General features: G+C 62.3%; 19 protein-coding genes. 16 read left to right on the forward strand and 3 right to left on the reverse strand.

What is annotated here, in order from left to right; all coding sequences use genetic code 11:
* Positions 1-6: 6 nt before the first annotated feature.
* The 11 genes from H3H55_RS06335 to H3H55_RS06385 all read left to right on the forward strand — a co-directional run bounded on the left by H3H55_RS06335 (position 7) and on the right by H3H55_RS06385 (position 8,072).
* Complete coding sequence (locus tag H3H55_RS06335; protein WP_193098023.1) at positions 7-225, forward strand: hypothetical protein; 219 nt, start codon at positions 7-9, stop codon at positions 223-225.
* Positions 222-704 (forward strand): glycoside hydrolase family 108 protein, encoded by a 483-nt coding sequence (locus H3H55_RS06340; RefSeq protein ID WP_193098024.1) that lies wholly within the window; start codon positions 222-224, stop codon positions 702-704. Before H3H55_RS06335 ends, H3H55_RS06340 begins: the two co-directional genes overlap by 4 nt.
* Complete coding sequence (locus H3H55_RS06345) at positions 704-1,105, forward strand: 3TM-type holin (protein WP_193098025.1); 402 nt, start codon at positions 704-706, stop codon at positions 1,103-1,105. The genes H3H55_RS06340 and H3H55_RS06345 overlap by 1 nt, the downstream gene beginning before the upstream one ends.
* Positions 1,102-1,665 (forward strand): aspartyl/asparaginyl beta-hydroxylase domain-containing protein, encoded by a 564-nt coding sequence (locus H3H55_RS06350; RefSeq protein WP_193098026.1) that lies wholly within the window; start codon positions 1,102-1,104, stop codon positions 1,663-1,665. Before H3H55_RS06345 ends, H3H55_RS06350 begins: the two co-directional genes overlap by 4 nt.
* A complete protein-coding gene (locus tag H3H55_RS06355) occupies positions 1,662-1,946 on the forward strand; it encodes a cupin domain-containing protein (RefSeq protein ID WP_193098027.1) in 285 nt (94 codons plus the stop codon). Before H3H55_RS06350 ends, H3H55_RS06355 begins: the two co-directional genes overlap by 4 nt.
* A 3-nt stretch (positions 1,947-1,949) precedes the next feature.
* Complete coding sequence (locus H3H55_RS06360; RefSeq protein WP_193098028.1) at positions 1,950-2,999, forward strand: hypothetical protein; 1,050 nt, start codon at positions 1,950-1,952, stop codon at positions 2,997-2,999.
* A gap of 3 nt (positions 3,000-3,002) precedes the next feature.
* Positions 3,003-4,466, forward strand: a complete 1,464-nt coding sequence (locus tag H3H55_RS06365) for a hypothetical protein (RefSeq protein WP_193098029.1) — start codon at positions 3,003-3,005, stop codon at positions 4,464-4,466.
* A 146-nt stretch (positions 4,467-4,612) separates the two neighbouring features.
* Entirely contained in the window at positions 4,613-6,034 is a 1,422-nt protein-coding gene (locus tag H3H55_RS06370) for a hypothetical protein (RefSeq protein WP_193098030.1), read from the forward strand.
* Entirely contained in the window at positions 6,031-7,374 is a 1,344-nt protein-coding gene (locus H3H55_RS06375) for a hypothetical protein (RefSeq protein ID WP_193098031.1), read from the forward strand. Before H3H55_RS06370 ends, H3H55_RS06375 begins: the two co-directional genes overlap by 4 nt.
* 9 nt (positions 7,375-7,383) lie before the next feature.
* Positions 7,384-7,542 carry a hypothetical protein gene (locus tag H3H55_RS06380; protein WP_193098032.1) on the forward strand — a complete coding sequence of 53 codons (159 nt, stop codon included), beginning with the start codon at positions 7,384-7,386 and terminating at the stop codon, positions 7,540-7,542.
* An 8-nt stretch (positions 7,543-7,550) separates the two neighbouring features.
* On the forward strand, positions 7,551-8,072 hold the full coding sequence (locus tag H3H55_RS06385) for a hypothetical protein (protein WP_193098033.1): 522 nt from the start codon (positions 7,551-7,553) through the stop codon (positions 8,070-8,072).
* Here the strand turns inward: H3H55_RS06385 and H3H55_RS06390 are convergent.
* Entirely contained in the window at positions 8,008-8,820 is an 813-nt protein-coding gene (locus H3H55_RS06390; protein ID WP_193098034.1) for a hypothetical protein, read from the reverse strand. The two genes, H3H55_RS06385 and H3H55_RS06390, sit on opposite strands and share 65 nt — an antisense overlap.
* Before the next feature lie 1,058 nt (positions 8,821-9,878).
* Here H3H55_RS06390 and H3H55_RS06395 point away from each other — a divergent pair.
* Positions 9,879-10,868 (forward strand): hypothetical protein, encoded by a 990-nt coding sequence (locus H3H55_RS06395; RefSeq protein WP_193098035.1) that lies wholly within the window; start codon positions 9,879-9,881, stop codon positions 10,866-10,868.
* Positions 10,869-11,218: 350 nt separating this feature from the next.
* Positions 11,219-12,205: a hypothetical protein gene (locus tag H3H55_RS06400; RefSeq protein WP_193098036.1), complete on the forward strand. Its 987-nt coding sequence runs from the start codon at positions 11,219-11,221 to the stop codon at positions 12,203-12,205.
* A 225-nt stretch (positions 12,206-12,430) separates the two neighbouring features.
* On the opposite strand, the gene H3H55_RS06405 is transcribed toward H3H55_RS06400, so the two are convergent.
* On the reverse strand, positions 12,431-13,357 hold the full coding sequence (locus tag H3H55_RS06405; protein ID WP_193099456.1) for a LysR family transcriptional regulator: 927 nt from the start codon (positions 13,355-13,357) through the stop codon (positions 12,431-12,433).
* Between the two features lie 159 nt (positions 13,358-13,516).
* Here H3H55_RS06405 and H3H55_RS06410 point away from each other — a divergent pair, with 159 nt between their 5' ends.
* Positions 13,517-14,548 (forward strand): alcohol dehydrogenase catalytic domain-containing protein, encoded by a 1,032-nt coding sequence (locus H3H55_RS06410; protein WP_226799957.1) that lies wholly within the window; start codon positions 13,517-13,519, stop codon positions 14,546-14,548.
* A gap of 539 nt (positions 14,549-15,087) precedes the next feature.
* Here the strand turns inward: H3H55_RS06410 and H3H55_RS06415 are convergent.
* Positions 15,088-15,723: a glutathione S-transferase family protein gene (locus H3H55_RS06415; RefSeq protein ID WP_193098037.1), complete on the reverse strand. Its 636-nt coding sequence runs from the start codon at positions 15,721-15,723 to the stop codon at positions 15,088-15,090.
* A 168-nt stretch (positions 15,724-15,891) separates the two neighbouring features.
* Between H3H55_RS06415 and H3H55_RS06420 the strand changes: the two genes are divergently transcribed.
* Positions 15,892-16,200, forward strand: coding sequence for an acyl carrier protein (locus tag H3H55_RS06420; RefSeq protein WP_193098038.1), 309 nt, complete (start codon positions 15,892-15,894; stop codon positions 16,198-16,200).
* Positions 16,201-16,246: 46 nt separating this feature from the next.
* Positions 16,247-16,762, forward strand: coding sequence for a gamma-glutamylcyclotransferase family protein (locus H3H55_RS06425; protein ID WP_193098039.1), 516 nt, complete (start codon positions 16,247-16,249; stop codon positions 16,760-16,762).
* Positions 16,763-16,768: the final 6 nt, after the last annotated feature.

A 16,768-nucleotide genomic window follows, 5' to 3' on the forward strand; every position in this document is an offset into this window, starting at 1 on the left:
AAAGTCATGCTCGAAGCGATCAAATCCGCCATCGAAGCCAAGTTCCAGGCACTCGCGAACGATGGCCGCGCTTTCGTCGACAAGGTCGAGGAAATCGTTGGTCTGGGCAATGCCGCGAAGGAACTGACCGATCTCGAAGGGCACGTCGCGGCGATCGTCAACGATACCGAGGCAACCGCTGAGCAGAAGGTCGAACAGATCCTGCGCGCGGTGGGCAAGCTGTGAGCAGCTTCGACGATGCTTTCCTCGCCCTGATGGGAAACGAAGGCGGCTATTCGAACAACCCGGCCGATCCGGGCGGCGAAACGATGTGGGGCATCACGGCTCGCGTCGCTCGTGCGCACGGCTATGGTGGCGACATGCATGCGCTGTCGCAAGAGATCGCGAAGCAGATCGCGAAACGCGTCTACTGGGATCCGTACTACTGCGACCAGTTCGACCCGCGTGTCGCTTTCCAGGTGTTCGATGCGGCATATAACGGTGGGCTGCCCGTGACCTGGTTGCAGCAGGCCGCGGGATTGGCGCCCGACGGCCGGATCGGACCGGTGACGATCGCCAAGGTGAACGCGTCCGACCCGGTACGCGTCGTTGCGCGGTTCCTGGCATATCGATTGAAGTACCTCGCTGACCTGCACAACTGGCCGGCCTTCAGCCACGGATGGGCGAACCGCATCGCCAACAACCTTTTGAAGGGAGCCGTGTGATGGGATTCCTCGATCCGATTTCCGCAGTGTCCGACGTCGTCGGGAAGATCATCGACCGTGTTTGGCCGGACCCGGCGCAGGCCGCCGCCGCGAAGTTGCAGTTGCTTCAACTGCAGCAAACGGGTGAGCTCGCGCAGATCACCGGGCAGATGCAGATCAATCAGGCCGAAGCGCAGAGTAATGATCCGCTGCAGCACTGGCGTGGTGGGATGGGTTGGGTGTGCGTCGCCGGGTATGCCTGGAACTTCGTCGTCGAGCCGCTGATGAATGCGTGCGCAGCGATTGCGGGCCATCCCTTGAACCTGCCGCCGCTTGATTTGACGCAGCTCGCGACAATCACGATCGGGATGCTCGGTCTGGGCGGCATGCATGCCTGGCAGCAGGTGAAGGGCGTGCAATGAACAACCTCGTCCGGATCGGCGCTGGCATCGACACCGCACCATTGCTGCTCGCCATCGCCCGCCAGCCGGGATTGTGGGATCGCCATACCGCGCGCACAGCGGCGGCAGGCAGTCCGCACTCGGATGTTTCAGATATCTGGCTGCGCTACAACGACGAGAAGCCGTACAAGGCGGCCGGGGACTACACCGGGTTCAACGATGCACATGACGCGGTCTTCTATCCGGAGTGGTACGCGCTGCCGCAGGTGCGCCCGATCGTGTTCGCGCTAATGGCACGCGTCGAAGGCACGCGTCTGGGCGGCATCCTGATCACGAAGGTGCCGGCCGGTAAGCGTGTGTTGCCGCATGCTGACGATAGCTGGCACGTGCGGCACTACAACACGAAGCTGTACGTACCGCTGCAGACGAATCCGAAGTGCTGGAATCGCGTCGAGAACGAAGTCGTCGTGATGGCACCCGGTGACATCTGGTACTTCGATAACACGAAGGAACACGAAGTAGTGAACGAAGGCGATGACGATCGGATCACGTTGATCGTGTCTATCCGGTGCGAGAAATGACCATCAAACACCACTTCACGACCGGTGGCGTGTACGCGCGCGAACAGACGCTGCGCGCAGGTGAGGAAGTGCAGAAGCACGTGCACGACTACGACCATCTGAGTTATCTCGCGAGCGGCACCGCCATGCTCGACGTCGACGGCGAGCTCAGCGTGCTGCATGGACCGTGCATGCTCGAAGTGAAGGCCGGACGTGCGCATCGCATCAGCGCGCTGACGAACCTGACGTGGCTCTGTATCCATGCGGAAGGCGTGGCGGATCCCGAAATCTTGAAGGAGTGAGCCATGCCATTTGCTGCGGTTGCAGGCGGCCTTGCCGCTGGTGTGGGCGGGTCTCTCGTTTCGGGGTTGATGTCGCCCGGCGTTTCGGGCGGCGGATCGTCGTATTACACACCGAGCGGTCTCGGTATGGCCGATACCGATTGGCAATCGCTGCTGTCGAACCTGAACAATGCATACGGGGCCAACAGCGCAAATCTGAACAATTACGGTCTGTCGTCGCTTCAGAGCGGGATGCAAGCCAACTTGCAGTACGCGCCTGGCTATCAGAACGCGGCCAACGCCGCGGGCGCCGGATATACGAACGCTGGCAATGCATTGACTGGCCTCGGAAACCTGGACCTTGCCACGCAGCAGTCGCTGCTCGGCGCCGGTCAGAACGTCTACCAGATGGGTCTGGATCCGCAGAGCGCGCTCTACGACCGCACACTGAACCAACTCACGCAGCAGACTGGCGCAACGAACTCGATGTACGGCCTCGGCTCGTCGGCGGCCGGCGCCGGCGTGCAAAACCAGGCGCTGTCGAACTTCAACATCGACTGGCAGAACAACCAGCTGTCGCGTGCGCTGCAGGGCCTGCAGGGGTATGCCGGTGCGGCGAACACCGCGGGCAGTTACGGGCAGGCCGGTGGCAATGCATTGACGCTCGCGCCACAGTACACATTGGCTGGCGGCGCGACACCGTATAACACCGGGCAGACGATTGCCGGAACGCCAGGAAGCCTGGGGAACGCGTACGGTTCGTTCCTGAATTCGAACATCTACGGTCCGGCCGAAGGGCTGATGAGCTCGATCATCCCGTACATGAACTACGGCGCCGGCGCACAGTCCGTGCCGTTCCAGAGCCAGGCGCAGGGGGCAGGTGCTGCGGGGAGCATGGTGTCGCAAGGCATTTCAGGGATCGGAAACGCGATCCAGAATGCCGGCGGTCTCGGCAATTTCTTCAATGGCACGACTGGATCGTTCGGCGGGGGAGACTTCAGCGGAGCGTTCACGTCGAACCCGTACTACTCGGGTGGCGGGAACCAGTACGGTTTCACGATGGGGGGAGGGTAAATCATGGCCGGACTCGCGGGTCTCCCTTACTTCCTCCAGTACCAGCAGCAAGCGCAAGAAGAGGCCATGCGGCGTCAGTATGCGCAGATGCAGCTCGCGCAATTTCAGCAACAACAGCAGGATCGGCAACGGCAGCAGGCCGCGCTGACCGCTGCTGGTAACGCGCTGCCGCAATTGCTCGGACAGATGGCGCCTCCGCCGCAAACCCCGAATCCGGGGCAGTCATCCATGCCGATGCAGCAACCGGCTCCGGGGATGCTGCAGGCCCCGCCGTCGGCGGGCGGCACGCCTCCGTTGCCGCCCGGTATGCCTGCGGGCACTGGCGCGCCTGCTAAGCCGCCTCTCCCGCCGTTTCGCTCGATGCCGACTACCGGATCGCCGGCACAAGCTTCGCGCGCCCAGATCTCTGCACCGCCGACCGCCGGGCCGGCGCAGCAATCCGGCGGTCCGCTCACGCTCGACAACGCGATCAAGGTGCTAAAGGATCAGGGCCTGTCCGGCGCCGACCTGATGGCTGGATTGCAGCAGCTCACCCCGATCCTAGACTCGCAGGCAAAGGCCCAGGCCGCGCAGATGCAGCAGCAATTCACGCGCGAGTTGCAACTCGCCCAGCTGCAGGAGCGGTATGACGCGCTGCATCAGCGTGCCGAAGATAATGCGGCGAACCGCGAAGATCGTCGCCAAGCTCGCGCCGAGTCGAATGCGCTGCGCGCGGAATCCATCGCGTTGCGTCGGCAGTCGATTGCGATGGCAAACGGCGACGATGCGAAGTTTTCGCCGGATGACCTGAAGTTTCTGGCTGAGCAGGCGCGCGCCGGCGACACGTCGGTCTATCAGAACCTTGGCCGCGGTGCGCAGGGTGCGAAGAACATCATCGCCCTGCGTCGCGAAGTCATGCGTCAGGAGCGCGAGGCAGGCGGCACCGGCGCGGACATCGCAGCCGCGAATGCCGGGTTTCAGGGCGAGAAAGCAGCGGCGCGGACGGGCGCGACGCGCGCGGCGAACATCGGCATGGCGGTTGCCGAAGCACAGAAGACATTCCCGCTTGTGCGTGAAGCGTCGGCCGCGCTGCCGCGCACTGAGTTTCCGGGCGTGAACCGAGCAATGCAGGCGGCCCAAACCGGTACCGGCGACCCGCGCGTCGTTGAGCTCGGCACGGCTCTGAACACGTCGGTGAACGCCTACGCTCGCGCGATCAGCCCGACCGGCGTGCCGACGGTAGCGGACAAGGAGCATGCACGCGAACTGCTGTCTACCGCCAGCACGCCCGATCAGCTCAACGCGGTCCTCTCGATGATGGAAAAGGAAATGGCCGCGGCCCGCCAGGCGCCGACCGAAGTGCAGGCGCAGCAGAAAGCCCGCATCTCCGGGCGCGGTGAGGGTGCTCCTGCTGTTGGCACGACCGAAGGCGGTTACCGGTTCAAGGGCGGTGACCCGTCGAAGCAAAGCAACTGGGAGAAAATGTAATGGCCGGCCCATGGGAGAAATACGCACAGGACACCGCAGCGTCCACCACGGGACCATGGGACAAGTACACCAGCACTGCGCCGGCGGCATCGAATGCACCGGTCGCGCCTCTCGATCGCCTGCCGCCTGATAGTCCGGCCCCAGCCATGTCGTCGAAGCACGCCGATACGATCGCGGAGAAGATCCTGGGTCTGGGCAAAGGCGCAGTAGGACTCGGTGAGGCGGGGCTGTCGGCAATTACGTCCATCCCCGCGACCTTGGCCGGCAATATTTACGGTGTAGGGAAGGCACTCACCAGCGGTAAATTCGGCACCCAAGCGGGCGTTGAGGCAGGCGACCGAGCCGGCGCTGCGTTGGCCAGCAAACTGACGTACCAGCCACGTACCGAAGCCGGTCGCAACGATGTGGACGCTCTCGGTAATTCCGGATTGGCCCATGCGCTGCAGGGTATGCCGGTCGAGTCCCCGATGATCGGGCGGATTCCGGAAGTGCCGCGCGGGGTGCTGGCGACCGGTGAAGGCGCCGCAGGCGCGGCACGCGTTGGTGCGAATGTCGCCGGTCGCGGGGCAGTGCGCGCTGCTGCCGGAGCACTGCCGGAGGTCGACCCGCAGACGTTGCAGCTTGCGCGTCAGGCTCACGGCATGGGGTTCCGGCTCACGCCGGATATGGTGTATGGGAACAAATACGTGCGTGGCGCCGGTGAGCTGGCCCAGGACAACCCGTTTGTCGGCAAAACTGTTCGTGAGCACAACCAACAGGTTTTCAATTCCCATCTGGTCAATGCCATAGGCGGTGAGGGCGACAAGCTCACACGTAAGACGTTTGCCGATGCCATGGACCGGTCGGGGAACACGATCGGCTCTATCGCCGAGCGGTACCCGCTTCCGATCGATCAGTCATTCACTACGAAATTGCGCGCGAACGGTGCGAATCAGCTGCCGGGTGTGCGAAGGGTGATCAACAGCTACATTGACCAGATCGATAGCGCGGCTACGAAACCCCAGACGTTGCTCGGCGGAGGGCGTACCGCAGCGCCACGAGAACTGCCGGGGCCGGCATTCCGTCGCCTCAATACCGCCATCTCCAAACAGATCCGTGGGACAAGCGATGGCGACCTGCGAAATGCGTTGCGCGGCTTGCAAGACGATTTGCTGGAAGAGCGTGCTCAATACATGAGCCAGTCCGATCTCGACGCGTACAACGAGGCTCGTCGTCAGTACGCCATCGGCAGTACGCTCGAGCCGCTCGTCGCGAAATCGCCGACAGGCAATATTTCCCCCGCTGCATTGCTCGGGGTAGTAACGAAAAATTCGGCCGGCAAATCGGCCATGGCGCGCGGCACCGCGGGGCAGATGGGCACGCTGGCTGATATTGGTCAGCGCTTCCTGAAGGAACAGCCATCGAGCGGCACCGCTGAGCGCTCGCTCATGCAGAACCTGTTCACGCACCCGGTCGGCACTCTGGCCGCCGGCGGGACTGCGGCGCTCACCGCACCAGCCGCCGCCGCGTACAACCGACTCGGGCCTGCCGTTACCGAACAACTCCTTCAGCGACCGCCCACCCCATGAGAATTCTCGCGATCGACGTCGGTTCGAACTGCCTCGACTGGCTGATGCGCTGCCAGGAATGGGGGCATCAGGTCCTCTGGTATGACAAGCCGCGTCCGGATGGCACGGACCGGCACGCTGGCGAAGGCATGGTGCCGAAGATCCGCGACTACGACGAACTGCGCCGGAAGTGGCTCGGTTGGGCCGATCTGATCTACACGCCCGACAACGTCAGCTACCTCGAGATGCTCGAGCCGTACCGCCGGATCGGTTACCCGATCTACGGCTGCAACCTGGCGGCCGTCGAATGGGAACTGGATCGTGAAGTTGGGCAGAAGGTCATGGAAGAGTGCGGGATGCGGATCATTCCCGGCAAAACGTTCCACGACTACGAATCCGCGATCGCCTACGTGAAGAAGCAGGGCAAGGCGTTCGTGTCCAAGCCGTCCGGCGACGGTGAGCGCGCGATGTCGTACGTCGCCGACAGCGCGGCCGACATGGTCTACATGCTCGGGCGCTGGAACAAGATCGACAAGTACCGCTCGGCGGCGCGTAACGATGGCTTCATCCTGCAGGAAAAGATCAGCGGTATCGAAATGGCTGTGGGCGGGTTTTTCGGTCCGGACGGCTGGTCGCGTGGCTGGGTCGAGAACTGGGAGAACAAGAAGCTCATGAATGGTGATCTGGGCGTGAATACCGGTGAGATGGGCACCACGGTGCGCGTCGTCCGACAATCGAAGCTCGCCGACGAGGTGCTGAAGCCCGCCACCGAGCACTTGAAGCAGATCGGTTACGTCGGCTATGTCGACGTGAACTGCATGATCCCGACCGACGGCAAGGGCCCGTATCCGCTCGAGTGGACGATGCGCGATGGCTGGCCGATCCGCCACAACTTGACCGCTCTAATCGAGGGCGATCCCGCGCAGTGGATGGCTGACAAGATCCAAGGCCGCGACACACTGAAGGTACGCATGGACGAGGTTTGTATCTCAGTTCTGATGGCGCTGCCCGACTTCCCGTATTCGAAGATCACGAACAAGGAGCTGTGCGGGATCCCGATCTACGGCGCCGAGGATATGGAGCACCTGCACTTTTCCGAGGTGATGATGGGCACCGCGCCGCGCGAAGTGAATGGCAAGGTCGTTGACCTGCCGGGCCCTGTGACGGCCGGCGACTATGTGATGATCGCGACCGGCTGCGGCGAGACGATCACGGGCGCACGCCGGTCGGCCTACAGCGCGATCAAAAAGGTGAAGATCCCGAACAGCCCGTTCTACCGGACGGACATCGGTGTCGGCCGGCTGAAGAAGCAACTGCCCGATCTGCAGCAGATGGGTTACGCGAAAGGGCTCTCGTACTAGGAGGACGCCATGCCGATGAAGTCGAAAGCGCAGAACCGCGCGATGCACGCCGCGGACGAGGGCCGATCGAAGATCGGTATCCCGAAGAAGGTCGGGAAGGAGTACACCAGCGCGCAGCGCGGCAAGTCCACGAAGGGCCTGCCGGAACGAAAGCGGAGCAAGAAGTGAGACGCTCCATGCGTGCCGGCCTGATCTCCGCGGAGTCGATCAAGACCGCCTTGACTGAAGCCAAGGGGGACATCTTCCTGGCTGCGTCGACGCTCGACTGTACCGCCCACGAGTTGGACGGATACATCCGCGCGTCCGCTGAACTTCAGGGATTCGCGGCGGCAATCGAGAGGGTCAAGGTCGATCCCTTGTATTCCCGCATGAGCAGCGAGCAGTTCGACGCTCGAGTGTCGGATCTCACGCGCGCGTACAAGGTGGTCGGTCTCGAGGAACTTCACGGTCTGGCGACGATGAATCACAAGGACAGCGCAGCGATGGCGAAGGTCAAGCTTCAGGCTGCGATCGCTCTGCGTGGCGGCGAACTGCGCGCCGTTGGCGATCGAGAGATCGAACACGCCCTGTCCGAGCTGAACCAGCTGTATCACGCCAACGCCCCACGGATCAAAGAGATCCGACAGACCGTCGTCAAGCTTGAAGATGGTCGGGAAGCGACTCAACGAGTGATCGAACTTCAGCAAGAGCCGCAATAGCGGTTTTGCGCTTTCGTTCGAGCAGGTACCAATCGGGTTCGTCGCTGCGGTACACCTGCCACTTCGTCAAGGAGATGTGCCCGAGGCGCGCCATCTGCTTGATGGCGGCCTTGTGACCTTGTTCGCGTGCCGCCTTCTTCGGCTCCGTACGTCCGGATCCGATCCAATCCCAAGTGGGTATCAATCCGGGCGCGTCAGGTGCCAACCGCGGACGCAGTTCCCATTCCTCGACTGGCTTCAGACTCTTGCGCATGTATGTCGCGCGCTGGCGAGGAATGCCGGTCTCGGACTCAAGTTGCTCATCCGTCAATCGTCGTCCGCGGCATGCGCTCCAAATCGCGCGCAGATCTTCGACGCGCGGCGTGCGCAGGTCGATGCATTCCTCGTGTACGCGCCAGGTGTGGGGGACTGGAATCACCGTGTATTCGGATGTATTCGCGTGGGAGCGGGTCAACCGATCCATCGTCATTGGGCATTCCACGAATACGAGGACGTCGGCCGGACCGGCCCGGTCGGAATACGTGTAGCGATCGAGCAGCACGCCACCAGAATCCCGCCATCTTGCCAACTGTCCATCGCTTGCCCGGTCCCACCACGCCCACATGTAGGTGGGGAGATCTGCGATGGAGGCACTCTTGAAGAACACCGGCTTGATCGTCGTGTATCCACGATTCACGAGGACGTGCGTGTAGCCGCTGAACGCCTTTCGGATGGACTGGCCGATGTCGGTGGTCGCGAGGTATCGCATGTGTTACGCCCCGGTTAAATCGTCTCGCGCTGTAAGCTGCGGACGAGCATGGCGGCGTCACGACGGACCTCGATCGGGATCCGTTGGTTTGCGACCAGGTCGCGAACGAACTTCCCAAGGAGAATGACAGCCGACACATCATTCCGAATCGGTTCGATGCTACATGTTGGTTCGCCGCCACACCGCTTTGCGTTTTTCATATGTCTTCCCCGCCAATAGAGTCGGATGGCTGTACAGAATTGCAGCCAACACGTCTGGGGGAATATGTGGGGGCATTATGGAAATACGAACTCGTGCAATGCCAATTGCAAAGGGGAAGAGCGCTTTCAATGTGGTTCCGGTCCCCGGCACCAAATGACTGTCCGATACTGTCTGAGGTCACCTGGAAACCCTGCGAAAACGCCTGTTTTTGCGGGGTTTTTTGTTTTGGGTCCTGGCATTGCGGAAACGGGGGGGGCTGGCGCGCGGCGGGTAACCTCATTGGCTTCAGCGAATGGCTTTCGGAACAGAACCGGGCAGTTGGAAAAAGTCGCGTACATGGATCGAAAGAGGTGAGGTGCGCGAGAAAAATTCCAGGGTCAGGGCGCGCGATGAACCGTGTCGGCGAATTTCGACATGTCGTCGTTTGCCAAAACCATCGTCGGGATCGAGGCGCTCCGGCCAGACACGCGACTGCGATTGATCAATAATCTGAAAAGTACCGTAGGCGGCTGGCTTCCACTAGCTGAACGAGGCCGAGGATATTGGGCAGAAAAGATCAAGCCTGCCGTAGAACGTGCCATCACCCCGCTCGAATCGAACGCATGAAACCGGTGTGATTGGCGTACGCACAAGAACAACAGGAAAACCTCTCGAAAATGGTGACTTGCAAACGAAGCGGATATTGGGCCCGATTCTGGTTCGTGGCTTCCATTGTTCTGGCATTGACGGCATGCGGAGGGGACGTCAGCTCAGGAGGTGCCGGCGCCGGCGGTGGAGGCGGTGGTAGTGGAGGCGGAGGTAGCGGCGGTGGCTCGCCGCCTCCTCCGCCTCTGCTCACGCTTGGGAGCGGAGGGAAGATGCTGGCGGCGGACGGCAACAGTCTGCTCTATGTTGCGTCGGACGGATCTGCGCGAATCCGGAATATCGTCGATCAGACGGAAGTCGTGCTGAATGGTTTTGCGTCTTTGCAGAACGCCGGAAACTGGCAGCTTAGCGGCGGCTACGCATATGTGTCCGCGGTAGATGTCGACTGCCCGCAGCCCTTGGCCTTTCATTGCATTTACCAGTGGGACGCGAGAGGCGTGAAGACGAACATGTCGGTACTCGCTGGGACAGCCGGTCAATCCGATGACCTGGCGCCATCCGCGCATGACGGGTATCTGCTCTGGAACAATTATGGAGGCGGGGCCCTCTATAACCAGTCGACAAAGACTTTCACACGTCTTCCACCTGGGGACAGTGCTTCCGTCAACAGTTTCAGTGTTTCGAACGGAATCGTGAACTACTACTATTGGCACCAGTTGCCCGAGGCTTTTAATCCACAGCGGGTATACATGTGGTCTTCGCAGACGCAGACGTCGACAGCGTTGTGGCAAATGGACCCTGGTGGATCTGTTCAAACCGATGGGCAGACCGTCGCTTGGCTCAGCGGTGTCGCTCCGGTTGGCCCGCATATCCAAGCCCTATGGTGGCAGCCTGTTGCTGGCGGGCCCGAGTCGAGGTTTCAGGGCAATGTCGGTGGAAATGCCTACTTCCTTTTGTCGGACGGAGTGCTCGCCTGGGTCGAAGCACAGTACAGTTTTACGTATCGCAATTTGGGAACGGTGGGGCCGACCGGGCAGATCAACACGCTGTCGACCGACATCACTACCCAACTGCTCGGTAATGCGGCCGGAAATGTGATCTACCAGATATCGGCGGCGAACAAGGTGTATCGCTGGCAGGCCTCGACGGGCGTGGTGACCCAGTTGCTCGATTCGGTGCCAAACCAACTGATTCAGTCCGGGACGTACGTGTACTACACGCAGGGAAGCAACAACGACGTTTATCAGATCCGGTTGCAGTGAGCGGTGGAGGATCGCATTCGCCGTCCTCTGCTGACGGGCGATGTGCAAGTCCGGTCCCCGGCACCGAATGACTGCCCGATACCGTCCGAATCGAACGCATGAAACCGGCGTGATCGGCGTACACGCAAGAACAACAGGAAAACCTCCCGAAAATGGTGACTGGCAAACGAAGCGGATATTGGGCCCGATTCTGGTTCGTGGCTTCCATTGTTCTGGCATTGGCGGCGTGCGGAGGGGACGTCAGCTCAGGAGGTGCCGGTGCCGGTGGTGGAGGCGGTGGTAGTGGAGGCGGAGGTAGCGGCGGTGGCTCGCCTCCTCCTCCTCTGCTCACGCTTGGGAGCGGAGGGAAGATGTTGGCGGCGGACGGCAACAGTCTGCTCTATGTTGCGTCGGACGGATCTGCGCGAATCCGGAATATCGTCGATCAGACGGAAGTCGTGCTGAATGGCTTTGCGTCGTTGCAGAACGCCGGAAACTGGCAGCTTAGCGGTGGCTACGCATATGTGTCCGCGGTCGATAGTGACTGCCCACAGCAGCTTCACTGCATCTACCAGTGGGACCCAGCCGGCGTAAAGACCAATCTGTCGATACTCGCGGGGACAACCGGCCACACTGACGACCTGACGCCATCCGCGCATGACGGGTATCTGGTCTGGAGCAACTATATCGTAGGTGGGGCGCTTTATAACCAGGCAACAAAGACGTTCACACGTCTTCCGCCTGGGGAGAGTGCTGTCGTCAACAGTTTCAGTGTCTCGAACGGGGTCGTGAACTACTACTACTGGGTCCAGTTGCCCGAGGCCTTTTTCCCTCAGCAAGTATCCATGTGGTCTTCTCAGACGCAGACGTCGACAGCGTTGTGGCAAATGTTCCCAGGTGGATCCGTTCAAACGGATGGACAGACCCTCGCTTGGCTCAGCGGTATCTCCGGTTCGCCGCCGCACCTTCAGTTTATTTATTGGGAGGCGGTTGGTGGAGGACCTGATTCGGCGTATGGGGAGGTTGGAGCGGGCGCTTATTTTCTTTTGTCGGAAGGGGTACTCGCCTGGGTGGAAACACAGCAGACTTTCTCTCGCCTCGATCTAAGGGCGGTGGCGGTGTCGACCGGGAAGGTCAACACGCTGTCGACAGACATGACTGCTCGACTACTCGGCAATGCAGCCGGAAATGTGATTTACCAAGAATTGGCGGCGAACAAGGTGTATCGCTGGCAGGCCTCGACGGGCGTGGTGACCCAGTTGCTCGATTCAGTGCCAAACCAACTGATTCAGTCCGGGACGTACGTGTACTACACGCAGGGAAGCAACAACGACGTTTATCAGATTCGGTTGCAGTGAGCGGTGGAGGATCGCGTTCGCCGTTCTCTGCTGACGGGCGATGTGCAAGTCCGGTCCCCGGCACCACGAACGCTTCCATGCGATTCCATGAAGGTCCGAAAACCCGCGAGGGATCGAGCGCTCGCGGGTTTTTTGTTTTTGCGGCGTTTCATCGGACGTGATGATCCTTCTCGACGCGCGACGCAGCGATGCATGCCGCGCTCATGCGTTCGTCAATACAGCCGATCAACCTCGATCGGCACCGGAAGACGGCTTACGCAACGTATCGATCAATGCACGCAGCCCGCCCGACACGTGCCGATGACCGGGGTAATACAGACACAGCCCCGGCATGACCGGACACCAGTCGATCAACACGCGTTCGAGACGTCCGTCGCGCAGCGCATCGCGGACGAGATGATCCGGTACGAACGCGACTCCGATGCCGTCGATCGCGGCTTCGACCATCAGCGGCTGATCGGTCAGCGTGAGCGGGCCGCCGACATTCACCGTTTCGACGATACCGCGACGCTCGAACTCCCAGCGATAGATCGCGCCGCTGTCGAAGCGAAAGCGGATGCAGTCGTGCTCGTGCAGATCCTGCGGCACCTCGGGGCGCCCGCGCGCGGCGAAATAGGCCGGCGACGCAACCACGGCGAAGCGCACCGGGTCGGACACGCGCACCGCGATCATGTCTTGCGGTACGGCCTCGGCCAGCCGGATCCCCGCATCGAATCCGCCGGCCACGATGTCGCCGAGCTTCCCGTCCGTCACGATGTCGAGGTGGACCTGCGGGTAGTCGCGCAGAAAACCCGCGAGCACCGGTTTCAGCACCATACGGATCGCGCCTTCGCTGGCGTTGATGCGCACGGTGCCGCTGGGCGTGTCGCGCAGGCCATCGACCGCGAGCATCGCCTCCGCAACTGAAGAGATCGCCGGGCGGAGCTTTTCGACGAGTCGTTCGCCGGCATCCGTCAGCGACACGCTGCGCGTCGTGCGGTTGAACAGGCGAACGCCCAGACGCTGCTCGAGGCTCTTGATCGAATGACTGACTGCCGACGGCGTGACGTCGAGCTCGATCGACGCCGCGCGAAAACTGAGGTGCGTCGCCGCGGCAAGGAACACATTGAGCGAGAACAGATCGCCGCTTTTCAATTGATGAGCTGAATTCATTGCGACATAAAGATTGGCGAGATTGTCATGATAATGCGCCTTTTCTAGACTAGGGCCTTCGTCATCGCAAGCACCGGCCGCCGTGGCAACGACATCGCGGCGACAGGTGCCGACGGACCGGGCGATGAACACTATGGTCGGATGAACAAGGAGCAGGCAATGAAGATGAAGGCGATCGTGATGACCGGCGCCAATCGGCCCTGGGAAGTCTGGGAAGTGCCGGTTCCGCAAGCCGGACCGGGGCAGGTGCTGGTGAAGGTCCACGCGTCCGGCATGTGTTACACGGACGTCTGGGCGACGCAGGGCTACGGCGGCGACATTTACCCGCAGACGCCCGGCCATGAGGTGGTCGGGGAAGTGGTCGAAGTGGGGGCCGGTGTGCATGCGCGAAGGGTGGGCGACCGGATCGGCACGACCTGGGTGCAGTCCGCGTGCGGTCGCTGCGCGTACTGTCGCGAGCATCGTCCGCTGTCCGGCCAGACGGCCGTGAACTGCGACGCGCCGCGGACCACCGGGTTCGCATCGCAGGGCGGGCATGCGGAATACATCGCAGTCGCGGCCGAGGGGACGGTGCTGTTGCCCGACGGGCTGGCCTATGTCGATGCCGCGCCGATGATGTGCGCCGGCTACACGACGTGGAGCGGCCTGCGTGATGCGGCACCGCAGCCGCACGAGAAGGTCGCCGTGCTCGGGATCGGCGGCTTGGGGCACGTGGCGCTCCAATTGTCCCGGGCGTGCGGTTTCGAGACCATCGCGATCACGCATTCCGCGGACAAGCGCGACCTGGCGACCCGGCTGGGCGCGGATCACGTCGTGGCAAATGGTGCGGAACTGCGCGATCTGGGCGGCGCGGACGTGCTGCTGGTCACGACCAACGAGTTCAGTACTGCAGAGGAAGCGATGGCCGGCTTGCGCGTCGACGGCCGGGTGATCCTCTGCGGGCTCGATTTCACCAAGCCGTTCTCGATCGCGTCGCAGAGCAAGCCGTTCCACATGATGCGCCAGCAGGTCATCGGATCGACCCACGGCGGTCTGCGCTATCTGAGCGAGGTGCTGGACCTCGCCGCCAAAGGCAAGGTCAAACCGATCGTCGAAACATTTGCGCTGGACGAGGCCACCGAAGCATACGGTCGCCTCGCGTCGGGGAAGATGCGTTTTCGCGGCGTATTCACGCCCGCACAAGGCCATTGAAACCGGAATGGCCGGCCGGGTGCGGGCGCGCATCCAGCCGGCACGCGAGCCCGGCCGATATGGCTGCGCCCGCAACCGTTCGCGGTCCGATGGTTCCTTGTCGCGACCGCGATTCTCCCTCTTCTGCCTTTCATCTCTCGCGAATCACGTCGCATCCCCGGCCATTGTGTCGTCGGAGTCGGCAATCCGGATCCATCGCGGCAATCGTCGTCTGATATTTTTTACGACTTAGTGGAATATAAAAAATAGATTGGACGCCCCCAAACGGATGCTGCATTGTTCACACATTCGTCGCGATCACGGAAAGTATGCCGAACGGTGCAGTGACCCGACGCAAGAGAACGCCATTCACGATTGCAGTCGCGGCTCCTGTTCCCGGAGGCGCGACGTTGACGGCCCGCCGGACGCAACATGCGTGTCCGCGCGAGACCGGGGCAACACAGAAAGAAAAGCGGCGAAAAGGACCTGAGAAGATGAAGGAGACGCGACGGACGCGGGCGACATTCCGGATCGGGCACACACCCGATCCGGCTTCGTCGCTACGCCCAGACCGAAATCTGTTCGACCGACAACGCGGTCGCGACGGCAGGGCGGCGGAGCATGCGCTCCGTGTGCGCGGCCCAGTGCGCGAACCCGCGCATGTCGAGCTTCAGCATGTTCCCCCATTTGAAGAAGATCAGCAGCATCGGATCGACGATCGAGTAGTGTTCGCCGAGCGCCCAGTCGCGCGCGGCGAGCCGCTCGTCGATCTGCGCGTACGCGGCGAGGATGCCGGCGCGTCCTTTCGCACGGATGCCGTCGTGCGCGGCCGCGTCGTCGCTGAAGCGCGACGGATGGAAATTGAGCGCGACCGTCCCGGGCAGCACTGACGCGAGCCAGTTCATCCATTCGACGGCGCGCGCGACACCCATCGCGGTGTCGGGCAGCAGTCGTGCCTCGGGAAAGCGCATGCCGAGGTAGAGCAGGATCGCGGACGACTCGGTCAGCACGTCGTCGCCGGTGTGCAGCACGGGCACCTTGCCTTTCGGGTTGAGCCGCCGGAATTCGGGGCTGTGCGTCGCACCGTCCTTGATCGAGACGAGTGCGAGTTCGAACGGCTCGCCGAGCTCGCGCAGGATGACGTGCGGTGCAAATGACAGGTGGCCGGGGCAGTAGAACAGCGTATGAGTTGTCATATTGATTAAGTCTCCTATTTATTTTTGACGGAGAAGCCGACCGGGTTGTCGTGTCGACGCGTCGCATGGTGCACGACGCCCGTTCGAAAGTCAAAAGCGCAAGACGATGTGAAGGACTCTGCGGTTCGATGAAGCAGTCACCCGCGTGCACGACGCGCGCGGGCGGGGATGAACGAGTGTTACTGGAGCGTGATCGTGATGCGGATGATGAGTCTCGACGAATTGATCGACAGCGTGAAGACGTTTCTTGCCGGTATCGACCCGGGCGCATCGGCGCGCGTGACGGCGCAGACGAACCTGCTCGACGCCAGCGTGCTCGATTCGCTGTCGCTCGTGCATTTCGTGCTGTTCATCGAGCAGACGCTCAGGATCGAGATTCCGATCGGCGACTTCGTGCTCGACTCGATCGCGTCGGTCGCGGCGATCTACGACCACTACGTACTCGGTGCGTCGCGCGCGGCGGGCGCGTCGTGCTGATGGGTGCTCGCGCCAACCCGAACGCCTGGATCCGGAACGCGACACGATGACGACGGACGACCTGCTGCGCGGCGAGCACTTCACGTATTTCGCCTATGGCTCGTGCATGAATCTCGCGAGCCTGTCGGCCTCGCTCGGGTGCGAGGCGGCCGCGTATTTCACGGGCGCGGCGCGGCTCGACGGCCATCGCCTCGCGTTCAACTACGCGTCGCTCAACGAGCCGGTCTGCTGCGCGAACATCGAGCCGGCCGCCGGCGCGATCGTCGAGGGCGCGCTGTACCGGTTGCCGATGCGCATGCTCGACGCGCTGGAGCGTCGCGAAGGTGTGCATCTCGGCCGCTACGTGCGCTGCGTGGTCGACGTGTCGGCGCCGGACGGGCGACGGGTACGCGCACTGACGTATCGCGGCGCCGTCACGCTCGATTGCGACGCGGCGCCGAGCGCGCGCTATCGCGAACTGCTGGTGCGCGGGCTGGCGGATGCGGGCGTGTCGACGTCGTATCGGGACCGCACGGTTGCGTACATCAGTGGGCTGCGCGATCGCCCGCCCGAAATGCAGTGACGGCGC

Source organism: Burkholderia sp. Z1, assembly GCF_014893795.1.
Taxonomy (GTDB): Bacteria; Pseudomonadota; Gammaproteobacteria; order Burkholderiales; family Burkholderiaceae; genus Burkholderia; species Burkholderia theae.